Source organism: Thalassovita aquimarina, from assembly GCF_018219815.1.
GTDB lineage: Bacteria > Pseudomonadota > Alphaproteobacteria > Rhodobacterales > Rhodobacteraceae > Thalassobius > Thalassobius aquimarinus.
This window is the reverse complement of record NZ_JADMKU010000002.1, coordinates 84,206-100,577: the sequence shown is the minus strand read 5'-3', so window position 1 is coordinate 100,577 and position 16,372 is coordinate 84,206. Positions and strand designations below refer to the sequence as shown.

Sequence of the window (16,372 nt, the reverse complement as noted above, 5' to 3'; positions counted from 1 at the left end):
AAAGCGCCCCGAAAACGGGGCGCTTTCTTTTTCGTCTTATTCGTCGCCGGGAATGATCCGCACGCCGCCCTTGGCGGCGGAAGACGCCAGCATCGCGTAGGCCTTGAGCGCGGTCGACACCGCACGCGGGCGGTCTTCGGCCGGTTTCCAGGGCAGCGGCCCTTTCGCGGCGCGGCGCGCCTCCAGCACATCGTCCGCCACGGCAAGGTTGATGGTCCGGTTCGGGATGTCGATTTCGATCATGTCGCCGGTTTCCACCAGCCCGATCAGCCCGCCTTCTTCCGCTTCTGGGCTGACATGGCCGATCGACAGGCCCGAGGTGCCGCCCGAGAAGCGGCCGTCGGTCAACAGCGCGCATTTCTTGCCCAGACCTTTGGATTTCAGGTAGCTGGTCGGATACAGCATTTCCTGCATCCCCGGCCCGCCGCGCGGGCCTTCGTAGCGGATCACCACCACTTCGCCGGCGTCGACCTTGCCGGTCAGGATGCCGTTCACCGCGTCATCCTGGGATTCGAACACTTTCGCGGGGCCGGAGAACTTGAGGATCGATTCATCCACACCGGCGGTTTTCACGATGCAGCCGTCCAGCGCGATATTGCCGGAAAGCACCGCCAGCCCGCCATCCTTGGAAAAGGCGTTTTCGACATCGCGGATCACACCGTTTTCGCGGTCGCGGTCCAGTTCCTTGTACCGGTTCTGGGTGCTGAACGCCTGGGTGGTGCGAACGCCGCCGGGGGCGGCGCGGTAGAACTCATCAATCGCCGGATCGTTGGCGGTCATGATGTCCCACTTGGCGATCGCTTCGGCCATGGTGTCGGAATGCACCGTGCGGGTGTCGCCATGCAGCAGCCCGCCGCGGTTCAGTTCGCCAAGGATCGCCATGATACCGCCGGCGCGGTGAACGTCTTCCATGTGCACGTCCTGCTTGGCGGGCGCGACCTTGGACAGGCAGGGCACCTTGCGCGACAGCCGGTCCATGTCGGCCATAGTGAAGGGCACCTTGCCCTCATGTGCGATGGCCAAGAGGTGCAGCACGGTGTTGGTCGACCCGCCCATCGCGATGTCGAGAGACATGGCGTTCTCGAACGCCTCGAAGGTCGCGATCTCGCGCGGCAGCAGGCCTTTTTCCTCGCCCTCGTAATGGCGCTTGGTGATGTCCACGATCTTGCGGCCCGCTTCCAGGAACAGTTCCTTGCGGTCGGCATGAGTGGCCAGCATCGATCCGTTGCCGGGCAGCGCCAGGCCCAGGGCCTCGGCCAGGCAGTTCATCGAATTGGCGGTGAACATGCCCGAACAGGACCCGCAGGTGGGGCAGGCGTTCGCTTCGAACTCGGCCACCTGTTCGTCGGTGTAATGATCGTCCGCCGCGACCACCATCGCGTCGACCAGATCGACCGCCTGTTCCAGGTCGTTGATGGTGACCTTACCGGCTTCCATCGGGCCGCCGGACACGAAGATCACCGGGATGTTCAGCCGCATCGCGGCCATCAGCATGCCGGGGGTGATCTTGTCGCAGTTGGAAATGCAGACCATCGCGTCGGCGCAATGGGCGTTGACCATGTATTCCACCGAATCCGCGATGATTTCGCGTGACGGCAGCGAATACAGCATCCCGTCATGGCCCATGGCGATGCCGTCATCGACCGCGATGGTGTTGAATTCCTTGGCGACGCCGCCGGCCGCTTCGATCTCGCGCGCGACCATCTGGCCCAGGTCCTTGAGGTGCACGTGACCGGGCACGAACTGGGTGAAGGAGTTGACCACCGCGATGATTGGTTTGCCGAAATCGTCGTCGGTCATGCCTGTTGCGCGCCAAAGCCCGCGGGCACCGGCCATGTTGCGGCCATGGGTGGAGCGTCTGGATCGGTAATGCGGCATCTTCATCTTCCCTTGCTATAGCGTGGTCTGCGGACCGGTCAGGGGCTAGAGATACAGCAGATTGCTTTTGAAGAACAATGGCGGATTGCGTTCAATCCTGTCCGAACAGATCACGGGTGAAGACCCTGTCCCCCACATCCCCGATCTCCGGGGTCAGCCGGTTGGCCAGGATCAGGTCGGCGCGCGCCTTGAATTCGTCCAGATCGTGCAGCACTTCGGAGGCGAAGAAATCCGGCGCGTCCAGCGTCGGTTCGTAGACGATCACCGTGATCCCCTTGGCCTTGATCCGCTTCATGATGCCCTGAATCGAGCTTTGGCGGAAGTTGTCCGATCCGGCCTTCATCACCAACCGGTAGATCCCCACCGTCTTCGGCGCGCGGGCGATGATCTGATCGGCGATGAAATCCTTGCGGGTGTGATTGGCTTCGACGACGGCCGCGATCAGGTTCTGCGGCACGTTGGAATAGTTCGCCAGAAGCTGCTTGGTGTCCTTCGGCAGGCAATAGCCGCCATAGCCGAAGGAGGGATTGTTGTAGTGGTTGCCGATCCGGGGATCGAGGCAGACGCCGGCGATGATGTCGCGGGTTTCCAGCCCGCTGGACATCGCGTAACTGTCCAATTCGTTGAAGAAAGCCACCCGCATTGCCAGATAGGTATTGGCGAAGAGCTTTACCGCCTCGGCCTCGGACGACCCGGTCAGCAGTACGTCCACATCCTTTGCCGCGGCGCCTTCGGTCAGAAGGTCGGCAAATTCACGGGCCGCTTCCGTCTTGGCCCCGACGATGATGCGCGAGGGATAAAGGTTGTCCTGCAGTGCATGCCCTTCGCGCAGGAATTCCGGGCTGAATATGATGCGATCGCTGCCCAGATCCGCCGCCAGCTTCTCGGTGAAACCCACCGGAACGGTGGATTTGATGATGATCGTGGCCGCGGGATTGATCGCCACGGCCTGCGCAGCCACCGCCTCCACCGTGGTGGTGTCGAAATGGTGCGCGTCGGGATCGTAATCGGTGGGTGTGGCGATGATGATGAAATCGGAGCCGGCAAAGGCTTCTTCGACATCGGTCGTGGCCACCAGGTCCAGATCCTTGTGAGCCAGAAAATCCTCCACCTCGCGATCGATGATCGGGCTTTGCCGGGCATTGAGCATCCGCACCCGTTCCGGTTTCACGTCCAGCGCCCGAACGGAATTGTTCTGCGACAGCAGGATTGCATTGGACAGACCAACATAGCCGATCCCAGCCACCGCTATGATTCTCTGTGACATGACCCTGGATCCTTGATCTAAATATTTTGCAAGTATTCTAACTTGAATACCGGTGACAAAGCCGTGTGGGAAGCTGAAATCCCGGGCGCGACCCGGGCAAGGGGCTGCTTTGCGGGCAACAGTCGCCGCATGACAACAGGTTACTTTAAACATCTGTTCTTGTCGTCGCTTTGGCTCTACAACAGGATCGAAGCGCTGCCATTTCAGTTGGGAAGAAAATGCCGGGAAAATTTCTGAGCCTCGCCACCTTGGGTATGATCCTGTTTCTGTCGGCCTGCTCTCTGCCAAGGGGAGCCGCAATCGAGGCCGAGATCGCCAAGGCCGACGCCAGCGAGACCGGATTTACCGTGGAGCAGGTGAGCCGGGATAATATCGCCCATCTGCAAAACTGGCCGCGCACGGGTAACCATCAGGGTTATCGCTGGTTTGCGGCCCGGCGCGGGCCGCTGTCGAGCAGGATCCGGGCGGGAGACGAGCTCACCCTGACGATCTGGGACAATCAGACCAATTCGCTGGTTACGGATAGTGGCCAGAAATGGGCCAATATCAGCAAATTGCAGGTCGCCCCGGCCGGTACGGTTTTCGTGCCCTATGTCGGGGACGTGAAAATCAGCGGCATGACCCCCCAAGAGGCGCGGGAACTTCTTCAGGTCAGGCTCGACACCATCGCCCCGTCGTCCCAGCTGCAGCTGCAGATGAGCGCAGGCAGCGGCAACCGGGTGGACCTGGTCAGCGGCGTGCAAAAGCCCGGCAGCTATCCGCTGCCCGACCAGAACCAGACCTTGCTCAGCCTGATCGCCCAAGGGGGCGGCATCATACCGACGCTGCACCACCCGATTGTGCAGCTGATCCGTGACGGCCAGACCTATCGCATCCCGGCCGAACAGCTGTTTGCCGATGCCAGCAAAAACGTCACCCTGCGCGGCCGCGACAAGGTGATCGTGGTCGAGGACGACCGCTATTTCATCGCGCTCGGGGCCACCGGACGCGAACAGCAAATCGCGTTCAAGCAAGAAGAAATCACCGCGCTGGAAGCGCTGTCGATGACCGGCGGGGTCAATGACCGGCGCGCCAATCTCAAGGGCGTTCTGGTGCTGCGGGAATATCGCGAACAGGATCTGCGTGAGGACCAGTCGGGACCGTCCCGGCAGCAGACGATTTTTGTTCTCGACCTGACCAGCGCCGGGGGCCTGTTCGCGGCGCGGAATTTCCAGATATATCCGGGCGATACGCTTCTGGCGACGGAATCGCCGATCACGTCGGTGCAGACCGTCTTCGGCCTGATCGGTTCTGTGCTGGGCATTGCCAACGCAGCCGATAACGTCGCGAACTGAGCCAACGGGAACGCGTCTCTTTCGCGTCGGGCGCAGGCGCGTTCTCACGTTGCCGTGTCGGAAATTGGTGACAGGTCCCTGTCGGTGGAGCGGGGGCTGCAGAGACCTGTGTCGCGCGCGCGAAACCGTCTGTCAGTCCAGCAGCCCTTCGAGATAGGCGCCATAGCTGTTTTTGGCGAAGAGCCGGGCGCGTTCGGCCAAGTCCTCCGCGCTGACCCATTTCTTGGCAAAGGCAATCTCTTCTGGGCTGCCGACCTGCATCCCCTGCCGTTCCGACAAGGTGCGCACGAAATTCCCGGCATCCAGCAGGCTGGCATGCGTGCCGGTATCGAGCCAGGCAAAGCCACGGCCCAGTAGCTGCACATTCAGCAGCCCCTCATGCAGGTACATTTCCAGAAGGCTGGTGATTTCCAGCTCTCCGCGCGCCGAAGGTGTCACTGCCTTGGCCCGTTCTGGCGCGCTGCCGTCCAGGAAATAAAGACCCGTCACCGCATAGGGCGATGGCGGTTCGGCGGGTTTTTCAATGATCTCGGTTGCCTGGCCGTCCGCATCGAAACCGACCACGCCATAGCGTTGCGGGTCGGCCACGTGATAGCCAAAGACGGTGCCGCCCTGTGCCTGTGCATCAGCCTCGGCCAAATGGTCCAGCAAACCGTGCCCGAAGAAGATATTGTCACCCAGCACCATCGCCGATGGCGCGCCGGCGAGAAACTCTTCGGCCAGGATATATGCCTGGGCCAGCCCGTCGGGACTGGGCTGTTCGATATAGCTGAGCGAAATGCCCCATTGGCTGCCGTCCCCCAGGGCGCGTTGAAACTGTGCCCGGTCTTGCGGCGTGGTGATCAGGGCGATTTCGCGGATATCGGCCAGCATCAGGACGGACAGCGGATAGTAGATCATCGGCTTGTCATAGACCGGTAAAAGCTGCTTCGAGATTCCGATCGTGATCGGATACAGCCGCGTGCCGGACCCGCCAGCCAGAATGATGCCTTTGCGTTGGGTCATGTCTGCAGCTCCTGCAAAACTTCTGCCAAACCGGCGCGCCAATCGGGCGGGGCGATGCCGAAATCAGTCTCTAACGTTGCGCAATCGAGCCGCGAATTCAGCGGTCGCCTTGCCGGCGTGGGATAGTCGCGCGTATCGATCTCGTTCACCGTAACCGCACGGCCGGACAGTGCAAACACTTCGCGCGCGAAACCGGCCCAGCTGACCATGGGCCGACCCGCGAAATGATAGGTGCCGCCTTCGCGTCCTTCCTGCAATTGTCGCGCGATCTGCAAAAGCGCCGCCGCGATCGCGCGCGCCGGGGTTGGCCCGCCGACCTGATCGTCGACCACTTTGAGCGCATCGCGGGTTTCGGACAGCCGCAGCATGGTTTTGACGAAATTGCCCCCATGAGCGGAAAAGACCCAGGAACAGCGCAGGATCACATGGCGCGCACCGCTGTCTCGGATTGCCGTTTCGCCCGCCGCCTTGGACCGGCCGTAGGCATTGAGCGGCGCGACCGGGTCGGTGGGGCGCCAAGGCGTCCAGCCGCTGCCATCGAAGACGTAATCGGTTGAGATATGCAGCATGGGAACGCCAAGCCCGGCACAGGCCCGCGCCATTGCTCCGGGGGCATCGCCGTTGATCACCGTCGCCAGCGCCTCTTCTTCCTCGGCCTTGTCGACCGCGGTGTAGGCGGCGGCGTTGATCACTGCACTTGGCGCGATTTCGGCAATCCGCTTGGCGCAGGTGTCGGGATCGGAAAGATCCGCTTCTGCCCGGTCGAGAAATCGCGCGCCGGGGGCAAGGCGCTGCAATTCCGTGGCCACCTGTCCGGTTTTGCCGAAGACAAGGATCACGCACCGGCCTCCCCGGTTCCAAGCCGCCTGCCGACACCGTCACGATCCTGCAGCGCACGCCACCAGTCTTCGTTGCTCAGATACCATTGAACGGTCCGTTCCAGACCCTCCTCAACGGTGACAGACGGGCGCCAGCCCAGTTCCTCGCGGATGCGCGAGGGATCGATCGCATAGCGCGCGTCATGACCCGGCCGGTCCGAAACGAAGGTGATCTGCCCGGCATAGGGTCTGCCGTCCGCGCGAGGACGCAGGCGGTCGAGGATTCCGCACAGTGTCCTGACCAGTTCCAGGTTGGTGCGCTCGTTTTCGCCGCCGATATTGTAGGACCGGCCCGGCTGTCCGTTCTGCAACACGGTCAGCAGCGCGTCGGCGTGGTCTTCGACATAAAGCCAGTCGCGCACATTCGACCCGTCGCCGTAGATAGGCAGCGGTTTACCCGCCAAAGCACCCAGAATGATCACCGGAATGAGCTTTTCAGGGAAATGATAGGGGCCATAATTGTTGGAGCAATTGGTCAACAGGACGGGCAGCCCGTAGGTTTCATGCCAGGCCCGCACCAGATGGTCAGAAGAGGCCTTTGACGCGGAATAGGGGCTGCGCGGATTGTAGGGCGTGGTTTCGGTGAACTTGACGCTTGGATCGGCGGGCAGGCTTCCGAACACCTCGTCGGTGGAAACGTGAAGGAAACGGAACGTTTCAGGCCTGCCCCTGCGTTCCCATAGCGCGCGGGCCGACTGCAGCAGGTTGTAGGTGCCCTTCACATTGGTTTCGATGAACACTCCCGGCGCGTCGATCGATCGGTCGACATGGGATTCCGCAGCCAGATGCAGCACCGCGTCGGGGGCATGCCGGGCGATGCAGTTTTCAACCGCGGCCGCGTCCCGGATATCGACCTGTTCAAAGCTGTATGACGGGCTGTCGGCCACCGGCGCCACGTTGTCCAGACAAGCCGCATAGGTCAGCGCATCGAGATTGATTACCTCATGTCCCCGCCGAACGGCAAGGCGCACCACTGCGGACCCGATGAAACCGGCGCCACCGGTCACCAGAATTTTCATGCTGCCGCTCCGGCATAGGAAAACGGGCTGTCGAAGTCATCCAGGCGCGGGGCTCTTTCATCCTTTTCCGACAGGACCGGGGCGATACCCTCGAGCGGCCAATCGATGCCGCAGCTGTCCCAGCGGACCGCGCCGTCACAGTCGGGCGCATAGTAGTCGGTGCATTTGTAGATGATCTCGGTATCCGGTTCGAGTGTCATGAACCCATGCAGGAAACCCGCCGGGATCCACATCTGGCGGCCGTTTTCAAAGCTCAGCTCGGCGCCTGCCCACTGGCCGTAAGTGGGGCTGCCCTTGCGGATATCCACCGCCACGTCGAACAACCGGCCGTGGCCGCAGCGCACCAGTTTTCCCTGCGCATGGGGCGGCGCCTGGTAATGCAGTCCACGCACCGTCCCCGTGCGGTGAGAGAGCGAATGATTGTCCTGCACAAAATCCACCGCGATCCCCGCTTCTGCCAGTCGCGCACGGTTCCAGCTTTCACAGAAGAACCCCCGATCATCCGCAATTCGCGGGGGCGTGATAAGCTTCACAGCCGGTATCGCTGTGTCCGTAATCTTCATGCGCCTGCTCCTGCTCTGCCGTCGTTTTCAGAGTATCAACCCCCCTGACGCTTGTCACTTGGGCAGTGTGGCGGCGGCGCCGGGCATCAGTTGTTGATTATGTCGCGGTGATATCTGCGTAACAGGATCAGACCGAGCGGAAGCAGAACCATCGAGCAGGAAAGCACATAGAGGATTGAGACGTAATTGGGCGCGTACATCGGGTAAAACCCGGTGCGCAGCAATGCAATGATGTGAACCAGCGGATTGTACCACAGGATTTCCTGCACCGTCCGCGGCAGGTCCTCGATCAGGAAGATCACACCCGAGGCCAAGAAGAGCGGCCGGGTCACGATCGACCAAATCTGTTCCCATGCCGGAAACAGGCCGAACAGCACACAGTTTATCACCCCGACCGCCAGCCCCGTCAGCGATGCCAGCGAAAGGGCCGTCAGAATGGGCAGGACTTCCAGCGAAACATTCGCGTCGATAACGCTCAGCACACCCCCAAAGAGGATATAGGTCACCATGAAGCCGGTCAGCGTGTTGAGAATCCAGCGCGCCAGCACCGCATCCACCCAGGTGACGCTGGGATAGGCAAGTAGCGGCCTGGAAAAATTGAGCGTCCGCGCGATCATGCCAGAGGTGCCCTGGTAAAGCGAAAAGGGCATATAACCGGTCGCGTAGAACAGAAGAAAGCTGTTCCCGAGCGAGGGCGAGCGCAGCAGCATTGAAAAGCCGAAAGAAAGCACGAGTATGGCGCCGATAGGCTCCACAATGGCCCAGACATAGCCGCCGGGTGACCGGCCATACCGCGTGGACATTTCGCGCAACATCAGCGCCATGATCGAGCGGATCATTGCAAAACTGCGCTGCTTGCCCGGAGAGAGCGCTGGGCTGATGGTCTGCGGGTTGGAGGTGGGCAGGGGACTGCTCCATAACTACTGGCGTTTCCGCGTCCGATTATGTAGAAAGTAGGCAACGATATCAATTCGATTTGCGAAAAGCCAAGCCATTGACGGATAAGAAAAATATCCTGGCCCACCCAGGGAAACAGGCGGTCGAGGGCCAACCGGGGCCCAAGGCTGGTGGTGGTGGGCGGAAGCCGGGTGCGCCGAAACCCGGTCCCAAGGGGCCGCCGGTGGTTAATATTCGGCCGCTGGCCGAACAGGCCCGGATGAAGCACCGCCACTGGGGGCTCCTGGTCAGCTTCGTTCTGGCTGTGTTGCTCCCGCTGATGGTCACGATCTGGTATCTCTGGGCGGTCAGTATTGACCAATATGCCTCGACCACCGGTTTCACCGTGCGCAAGGAAGAAGCGGCGAATGCCAGTGACATCGTGGGCGGGCTGGCGCAGTTCGCTGGCGGCAGTACCGGTTCGGATACCGATATTCTTTATGAATTCATCCAGAGCCAGGAACTGGTGAATACCATTGATGCGCGCCTTGACGTGATCGGGCATTATTCCGCCTATTGGGGCCGCGACCCGCTGTTCTCGCTGTGGCCCTCGGCCGATGCTGAGGACCTGCTGTGGTACTGGCAACGCGTCGTGCGGATTTCTTATGACCAGTCCTCGGGGCTGATCGAACTCAGGGTGCTGGCGTTCGAACCAGATTATGCCCAGAAACTGGCCCAGGCGATCGTCGATGAAAGCCAGAAGATGATCAATGCGCTGAGCGCCCAGGCCCGCGAGGACGCGATGCGCTATGCGCGCGCCGACCTTGACGATGCGGTGGTGCGGCTGAAAAAGGCGCGCGAGGCGCTGACCTCCTTCCGGACCCGAACCCAGATCGTCGATCCGGAATCCGATCTCCAGGGTCGGATGGGGGTATTGAACAACCTTCAGCAGCAACTGGCCCAGGCGCTGATCGAGTATGACCTTCTCGTGGGCGGCATTAATCCTTCGGATCCGCGGCTTGAACAGGCACAGAAGCGGATTCAGGTGATCCGCGAACGTATTGCCGCCGAGCGTGCAAATTTTGCCACCGATCACGGGGAACTGGGGCAGGTTGGCGAAGATTACCCCAACCTGATCGCCGAATACGAAAGCCTGACCGTGGACCGTGAGTTCGCCGAGGAAACCTATCGCGCCTCGCTCGCTGCAGTGGATGTCGCGCGCGCAAACGCCTCGCGTCAGAGCCGCTATCTGGCGACCTATGTGCGCCCGACCAGTGCCGAAAGCTCGGAATTCCCGCGACGTTTCATGCTTGCGGGGCTGACGGCTCTTTTCCTGGTCTTGGGTTGGTCGATTATCGCGCTTATCTATTACAGCATCCGAGATCGCCACTAGGGCGGGGGCCGTGTAATGATCCGCTTCGAACATGTGAACAAGAGCTATTGGGCAAAGGGCGCGCGCAAGGTTGTCATCAACAACCTCAACGCAACGCTCCCTACCGGCAAATCGCTGGCTCTGCTGGGGCGCAACGGTGCGGGCAAGTCCACTCTGCTGAAGATGATCGCAGGGACATTGCAGCCGGATAGCGGGCGCATCGTCATAAATGGAACGATTTCTTGGCCGGTCGGGTTCGGAGGTTCGTTCCACCGCGATTTGACCGGCGCGCAAAACATCCGCTTCATCGCCCGGATTTACGGGGTGGATACCGACAGCCTTGTCGCGTTCGTTGAGGACTTTTCGGAACTGGGCAAGCATTTCTACATGCCGGTACGCAGTTATTCCTCCGGCATGAAGTCGCGTCTTGCCTTTGGCGCGTCGATGGGTATCGACTTCGACACCTACCTTGTGGACGAGGTGACGGCAGTGGGCGACGCCGCCTTCAAGCGGAAGAGCCGCGCGGTGTTCCGCGAGCGCGTGAAAACTTCCAGCGCAATTCTTGTCAGTCATGACATGGGGCAAGTGCGCAATTTCTGTGATGCCGGGATCGTTCTGGAAAACGGCATGCTTCAGTATTTCGACGACCTCGAAGAGGCGATCCAGACGCATCAGGCGCTGATGGCTGCCTGATCGGTGGATCAATGCCGCCGTTCACGATTGTACGCGTGACGTGGGGCGGGCCCTAGGGATCAGACCGGATCGGCCAGCCGCTGTTCAATTGCTTTCAAGGATCCTTTGCAATTCCTCCAGCACCGCTGTGCGCAGTCTTGTGCGCTCGGCCTCGATAAGGGCCGGGTCCGTGAACAGCGCCGCCAGCCGCACCTGCGCATCGTGGAAGGCATCGAAGAACGCATCGCCGAAACGTGCCGCGCGCAGAGTTTCGGCGGCTTCTGCGGGACTTTGCCCATGGAGGTTGATCCAGCTTTCCGGCGGCAGGCCGAATTCGTGTACCCGATGGCCGGGGCTGGCGTAATAGACCGGTCGTGCGCCGATGGCGAAGGCGTCGAAAATCTTTTCGGTGATGTAATCGGGGTGATGTGTGTTTTCCAGCGCGCCCATCAGTTGCGTGCTCCGGTCGAGTTGCCGTAGCTTGTCGCCGTGCCAGTCTTTGAGGTCGAAACGGGTCTGTCCGCCCTGCCAGCTCTGCCCCAGCCGGTTGACGCTTTCCCAGTCACAGGCCTCGGCCAGGTCGGTGCGCCAGGCACAAAGCCCGCTCAAGTCGGCTTCGGACCATTCGACGCTGTGGTAACGCTCGGGCCGGCGTTCGAACATGAAGGTAAGATTGCGCGCATAGTCGGCAAACGCAGCGCGCCAGTCCGACGCCCCCAGCGCCGCGTTGCGCCGGAAATGCCCGGCATAGGATTCGACAAAGCGCGGCGCGGTCAGCAGGTAATAGGGGATGCGGGCGAAATGGTAGATATCGGTGGTGCAATGATTGAGCTGATGCACCGGCAGCGCGCCCTGTGGCGTTTCAATTCGGATCAGCGGATCAAGGGGGCGGCCGCCCCAGATCGTATCCCAGAACGGTTCTTCGGACAGGATCACCACCGGGCGGCGACGCCGCCGCCAGTCATCAATCAGAAGGCGCGGCGCGGTTTCGACATCCATGCTGTGGGAAAAGAGATAGAGATCGGCCTTGGCCGGGCTGTCCACCAGCTGGATGTGGTCTGCGAAGAGCGGCGCCAGCGCTGCATAGCTGAGCGGTGTGCGATTGGCGTGGTGCCCGGTTTTAAAGATCCGGATCATGCCCGGCGCGTCCTGTGGAACAGGTCCATCAGGTAATCCGGCCCCGGCAGCGCGAGATCGAGATCGGAGCGCAGCTGTCCGATTTCGCCGGTCAGCGCCGCGACGCGCGCCCGGTCCTGCGCGGCAAAGACCACCGCGAGGTGCGACCGCGCAGATGCGGTGTCGCCGCGCTTCAGATCGGACAGGATCGCCCCTGTCTGACCCTCATGTGCCACGGCCTGCCGCCGCAGACGGCGGGGCAAGGCGGCAGTGAAGTCGCGTGCCGCATGCAGGAAACTCTCGGCATGACCGGGATCGAGCTGCGCCAGTATGTCGTCAAGCCGCAGCAGCGCGCGCGCCAGCCTGTCGGGCGCGGTGTCGCGCGGCGCAGCAGAGAGGTGCACGGAAAGGGCGGCGACTTGCGGGGCCGGGTCGCGAGGGGCGGGCAGCGGCGACAACAGGACCGGATCAGGGACGAAACCGATGCTGGCGGCCTGTTCAATCGCCGCTTCGTAGTCGTCGCCGGGCTGGCCATCCGCTGGCAGCAACCGCGCCGGATCGGGCATCAGCTGCAATGCGGCCGCGCGTGCCGCGTCGCCTTGCTGCGCGCCGAACATGGGCCAGCGGCCGACATCGGGGCAGGAGAGGACGCTGTGCGGCCCGGCCAGCATCCAGGCGCTATTGACCAGAACCAGGTCGGGCGCGCCTTGTTCGAGCATCGCGCGCAGGGCCTTGATCCCTTTTGCCACCGGCCGTGCCCTATCCGGCAGCACCAGAACCACTGCGCGATCCGACAAGCCGCGCAGAGCAGACCAACCGGCTTCGGGGGGGCGGCGGGTATCGGACAGCGCGACCAGACGGACGGTCACCTTTTCGCCCCAGCCGACCTCTTCGCCGAAGCGGCGCAGAAGCTGTGCGCCATCCACCGAGGCACCGGAGTCGCAAAGCAGAACTTCGTCGCCCGGCTCGGTCACCGCGGCCAGCGCCCCACAGCGCGCCCACAGATCATCACCACCGCTTTCGGCGATCATGAGGAAAGAAAGGTTCATGTCCGGCCCCTTTCCATCTGAAACACGATACGGCGCGCCAGCACCGGATCGGTCCGGGTGATCCGGGCAAAACGCGGTTCGTCCACATGGGTCAGCAGGAAATCGCGCGCGGCGCCGTCGAACCGGGCCAGCAGGCCGGGGTCGATATTGCCGCGGATCCAGTCGAACAAGCCGCTGACAAAGCGCAGGAAGGCGTCTGCGAGTTTCCCCGGGGCGTCTGCTGCCAGCGTGTTGAAAAGCCGGTCAAGCGGCCCGAAAACCGCAAGCCGTTCCTCGCCGCGGCGGTTGGTCAGCCGCTGCCCGCCAGCAGCGACGAAATGAAACGCTCCTACCCGGTCGGAGACCAGCACGTCACGGCCATGGCGGAAACTCATCCAGTGCAGTTCGATATCCTCGTGCACCAGCGTTTCGGAACAACGGATGCCATGTTTCCGCAGGAAACCGGTGCGGTAGATCTTGTTCCAAGGGTAATTCGCCGTCTCGGCCAAGGCGGCCGCCTGATCGGGGCTCACGGATCCGAGTTCACCGACCTGCACGCCGGCACGGCGCCAATGCGCCTCGTCCAGCGGCATCTGGCCCTGTCCGCCCCAGTGGTTCCGGCGACTGTCGGCGTGGCGGAACAGGCAGAAGTCGAATTCACGCCCCCGAAGGCGATGCGCCAGCGCCGCCAAGTCCGGTGTCAGCTGATCGTCGGCGTCGAAGAACAGCAGGTGATCGGTATCGACATGCTCGAGCGCGCGATTTCGGGCGACGCCGGGGCCACGGCAGGCTTCATGCCGCAGGATCGTCAGGCTGTCGCCCGGCCAGGCGCCGTCCGGGCAGACCTCTTCGCGGGTGACGGGCGTGTCCGAGGCGTCATCCACCACCACCACCCGATCGAAAATGCTCAGATCCCGGGCTTGTGCCAGAAGACGGCGCAAGCATTCGGTGTCGTTGTGGGTGGGGATGGCAAGTGTCAGCGTCATATCACGAAGACGCGCAGGTCGTGAAGCGACCAGCGGAAACTGTGCGTGGGCAGGAACAGGATGAGTTCGCGCCAAGGGGCATGAAGCGGCAGGTCGGGTTGGTTCTGCAGCGGCAGCGCGTCAAGGTGGCTTGCCTCCTCGGGCATGGCCAGGATGTGCTTGTTATAAAAACGATCGACGAAGCCGTCTTCGGTGCCCGAGCGCAGGCAGGGCTGTACGGTGATCGGTTCAGGCGCGGCGACACGGCAGGCAAAGCCGACAAAGCTGCCAGGTGCGTATTCGCCACCGCCCAGTGACAGGTGCAGCGCAAGCCAACTGCCCGCGCCCGCGGTGGTGACATCCAGATCCAGCAGTCGCCCCTCGGGCGACGTGTAACGCCCACCTGCCTTCAGCTCGGGATCCGCGCGCAGCACCACGCCGGGCAGCAGCCGGGTTTCGTTGCCGATTCCGCCCTCGGCCGTGCCATTCCGCAGCACGGACAGGGCATGGTTGATCTGGGCGTCAGGGCCGATTGCGATATTCCCGGTCATCACAGCTCCATTTCCGTAAATGCATTCCGTCGCACGGCAACCCGGACAGAACGGCGATGTTTCGAAGTCCGGCCGAAACCGTCTTGAACGTTCCGATATGGCAACCAAGCATTCACGCGAATGCCCCTGTTATTTCTTTTATTCTCTTAAAAGCAGAAGCGCCCGGGAAAATTCTTAGCTACGGCGCCCACGGAAGGCAACTCGCGTGCGCCTTTGGCCGGTCGCAAGGAATTTCCGGGCATTCATGAAAAGCTCAGAACTTCATCGTCCTCTGCCCCTGTCCGAAGCTTTTACCCGCGCATTGCCGGCGCCATCGCGTCACGTGTCCGCGAGGAAGGGAAAGAGACGCCGCATCGGGTACGCCCGGGGCGTCAGTCCCGGGCATAGACATCCTCGTACCGGATGATGTCATCTTCGCCGAGATAGGATCCGGTCTGCACCTCGATCAGCACCATCGGCATCTTGCCGGGATTTTCCATCCGGTGCACCTCTCCGAGCGGCACGTAGACCGACTGGTTCTCGCTCACCAGCTTCACGTCCTCGCCCACGGTCACCTGGGCCGTGCCCTCGACCACGATCCAGTGCTCTGAGCGGTGGTGATGCGATTGCAGGCTCAGCGCCGCGCCGGGATGCACCACGATGCGCTTGACCTGGAAGCGGTTGCCGATCACCAGGCTTTCGAACCAGCCCCATGGACGGTGATCCTTTGGGAAGGCCTCGGCCTGGCGGGCCTGCTTTTGTTTCAGTGCGGCGACGGCTTTCTTGACCTCCTGCGCGCGCGAAGCATCGGCGACCAGCACCGCGTCAGGCATGGCCACGGCGATGATGTTCTTCAGCCCGATGCCCACAACTTCGAGTTCGTGATCTTCCGAACGCAAAAGGGTGTTTTCGCATTCGATCGCCGTGGCCGGGCCGGAAACGGCGACGCCGCTTTCGTCCCGCAAACTAGCGCGCCAGACCGCATCCCAGCCGCCCAGGTCGGACCAGTCACTTGCGAAGGGCACCACTGACAGGTTGTCGGCCCGTTCCATCACCGCGTAGTCGATCGAGATATCTTCGGCTTCGGCCCAGGGTTCGGGCGCCAACCGCAGAAAGCCCAGATCGGGCTTGCCCTGTTCCACCGCCTCGGTGACCGGGGCGATCAAACCCGGAGCGTGGGAGCGGAACGCCTCGAGGATCGCCTTGACCGAGAACAGGAAGATGCCGGCATTCCACAGATAGGTGCCCGCCTGAACCATTTCCTCTGCCCGCGTGGCGTCGGGTTTTTCGACAAAGCGCTTGAGGCCGATTGCCCGCGGGCTGAAGTCGCCCGGATCGCCATCGAGTTCCAGATAGCCATAACCGGTTTCGGCATGGCCGGGCTTGATGCCGAACGTCACCAGACGGCCCTCGCGCGCGGCTGGCACACCGGCGTCCACCGCGGCGCGGAAGGCGGTGCTGTCGGGGACGACGTGATCGGACGGGGCCACCAGCATCAGTCCCTCGGGGTCGGTCTTTTCCAGCCACAGCGCGGCGGCCAGGATCGCGGGGGCGGTGTTGCGACCTTCGGGTTCGATCAGGATGGCGCCGGGATCGATCCCTATCTCGGCCAGTTGTTCGGTAACAATGAAACGGAACTGCGAATTCGTCAGAATCAGCGGGCCCGCGAAACCTTCTCCCGACAGGCGTTCGGCCGAGGCTTGGAACAGTGTCTTGTCGTCGATCAGAGGTACGAACTGCTTTGGGTAGCTTTTGCGTGAAAGCGGCCAAAGCCGCGTACCGGACCCGCCACAGAGAAGAACAGGATGGATTTTTGAAATGGTCATGGTCTGGGTTCCTCAGGTCGTTCGCGCAGCATGGCCGTGTGCC

The 16,372-nt window shown here is 62.2% G+C and carries 16 protein-coding genes; 4 read left to right on the top strand and 12 right to left on the bottom strand.

All coding sequences use genetic code 11. The annotated features are described in order from the left end of the window. Positions 1 to 36 precede the first annotated feature (36 nt). Positions 37 to 1,878, bottom strand: a complete 1,842-nt coding sequence (gene ilvD / locus IT775_RS03020) for a dihydroxy-acid dehydratase (RefSeq protein ID WP_212699602.1) — start codon at positions 1,876 to 1,878, stop codon at positions 37 to 39. Positions 1,879 to 1,969: 91 nt separating this feature from the next. Continuing rightward, complete coding sequence (locus tag IT775_RS03015; protein ID WP_212699601.1) at positions 1,970 to 3,145, bottom strand: nucleotide sugar dehydrogenase; 1,176 nt, start codon at positions 3,143 to 3,145, stop codon at positions 1,970 to 1,972. A 42-nt stretch (positions 3,146 to 3,187) separates the two neighbouring features. On the opposite strand from IT775_RS03015, the gene IT775_RS03010 reads away from it, so the two are divergent. After that, positions 3,188 to 3,382 (top strand): hypothetical protein, encoded by a 195-nt coding sequence (locus IT775_RS03010; protein WP_212699600.1) that lies wholly within the window; start codon positions 3,188 to 3,190, stop codon positions 3,380 to 3,382. Continuing rightward, positions 3,364 to 4,479, top strand: coding sequence for a polysaccharide biosynthesis/export family protein (locus IT775_RS03005; protein WP_246525275.1), 1,116 nt, complete (start codon positions 3,364 to 3,366; stop codon positions 4,477 to 4,479). Before IT775_RS03010 ends, IT775_RS03005 begins: the two co-directional genes overlap by 19 nt. 132 nt (positions 4,480 to 4,611) lie before the next feature. Here the strand turns inward: IT775_RS03005 and rfbA are convergent, their stop codons facing one another. From rfbA to IT775_RS02980, 5 genes are all read right to left on the bottom strand, one after another. Further along, positions 4,612 to 5,484: a glucose-1-phosphate thymidylyltransferase RfbA gene (rfbA, locus tag IT775_RS03000; protein WP_212699599.1), complete on the bottom strand. Its 873-nt coding sequence runs from the start codon at positions 5,482 to 5,484 to the stop codon at positions 4,612 to 4,614. After that, positions 5,481 to 6,323, bottom strand: a complete 843-nt coding sequence (rfbD, locus tag IT775_RS02995) for a dTDP-4-dehydrorhamnose reductase (RefSeq protein ID WP_212699598.1) — start codon at positions 6,321 to 6,323, stop codon at positions 5,481 to 5,483. The genes rfbA and rfbD overlap by 4 nt, the downstream gene beginning before the upstream one ends. Beyond that, positions 6,320 to 7,381, bottom strand: a complete 1,062-nt coding sequence (gene rfbB / locus IT775_RS02990) for a dTDP-glucose 4,6-dehydratase (RefSeq protein ID WP_212699597.1) — start codon at positions 7,379 to 7,381, stop codon at positions 6,320 to 6,322. Before rfbB ends, rfbD begins: the two co-directional genes overlap by 4 nt. Continuing rightward, the gene (gene rfbC, locus IT775_RS02985) at positions 7,378 to 7,944 is read right to left on the bottom strand and encodes a dTDP-4-dehydrorhamnose 3,5-epimerase (RefSeq protein ID WP_212699596.1); all 567 of its coding nucleotides are present in this window, start codon (positions 7,942 to 7,944) and stop codon (positions 7,378 to 7,380) included. The genes rfbB and rfbC overlap by 4 nt, the downstream gene beginning before the upstream one ends. An 86-nt stretch (positions 7,945 to 8,030) precedes the next feature. Next, positions 8,031 to 8,783: an ABC transporter permease gene (locus IT775_RS02980; RefSeq protein ID WP_212699595.1), complete on the bottom strand. Its 753-nt coding sequence runs from the start codon at positions 8,781 to 8,783 to the stop codon at positions 8,031 to 8,033. Positions 8,784 to 9,064: 281 nt separating this feature from the next. Here IT775_RS02980 and IT775_RS02975 point away from each other — a divergent pair, with 281 nt between their 5' ends. After that, entirely contained in the window at positions 9,065 to 10,213 is a 1,149-nt protein-coding gene (locus tag IT775_RS02975) for a KpsE/RkpR family capsule polysaccharide export protein (RefSeq protein WP_212699594.1), read from the top strand. A 15-nt stretch (positions 10,214 to 10,228) separates the two neighbouring features. Next, positions 10,229 to 10,885, top strand: a complete 657-nt coding sequence (locus tag IT775_RS02970) for an ABC transporter ATP-binding protein (RefSeq protein WP_212699593.1) — start codon at positions 10,229 to 10,231, stop codon at positions 10,883 to 10,885. Between the two features lie 84 nt (positions 10,886 to 10,969). Here IT775_RS02970 and IT775_RS02965 read toward each other — a convergent pair whose 3' ends face one another. From IT775_RS02965 to IT775_RS02945, 5 genes are all read right to left on the bottom strand, one after another. Further along, entirely contained in the window at positions 10,970 to 12,001 is a 1,032-nt protein-coding gene (locus IT775_RS02965) for a glycosyltransferase family 10 domain-containing protein (protein WP_212699592.1), read from the bottom strand. Continuing rightward, the gene (locus IT775_RS02960) at positions 11,998 to 13,029 is read right to left on the bottom strand and encodes a hypothetical protein (protein WP_212699591.1); all 1,032 of its coding nucleotides are present in this window, start codon (positions 13,027 to 13,029) and stop codon (positions 11,998 to 12,000) included. Before IT775_RS02960 ends, IT775_RS02965 begins: the two co-directional genes overlap by 4 nt. After that, entirely contained in the window at positions 13,026 to 13,994 is a 969-nt protein-coding gene (locus tag IT775_RS02955) for a glycosyltransferase family 2 protein (RefSeq protein ID WP_212699590.1), read from the bottom strand. Before IT775_RS02955 ends, IT775_RS02960 begins: the two co-directional genes overlap by 4 nt. Further along, positions 13,991 to 14,524: a hypothetical protein gene (locus tag IT775_RS02950; protein ID WP_212699589.1), complete on the bottom strand. Its 534-nt coding sequence runs from the start codon at positions 14,522 to 14,524 to the stop codon at positions 13,991 to 13,993. Before IT775_RS02950 ends, IT775_RS02955 begins: the two co-directional genes overlap by 4 nt. A 371-nt stretch (positions 14,525 to 14,895) precedes the next feature. Further along, the gene (locus IT775_RS02945) at positions 14,896 to 16,329 is read right to left on the bottom strand and encodes a mannose-1-phosphate guanylyltransferase/mannose-6-phosphate isomerase (protein ID WP_212699588.1); all 1,434 of its coding nucleotides are present in this window, start codon (positions 16,327 to 16,329) and stop codon (positions 14,896 to 14,898) included. Positions 16,330 to 16,372 lie beyond the last annotated feature (43 nt).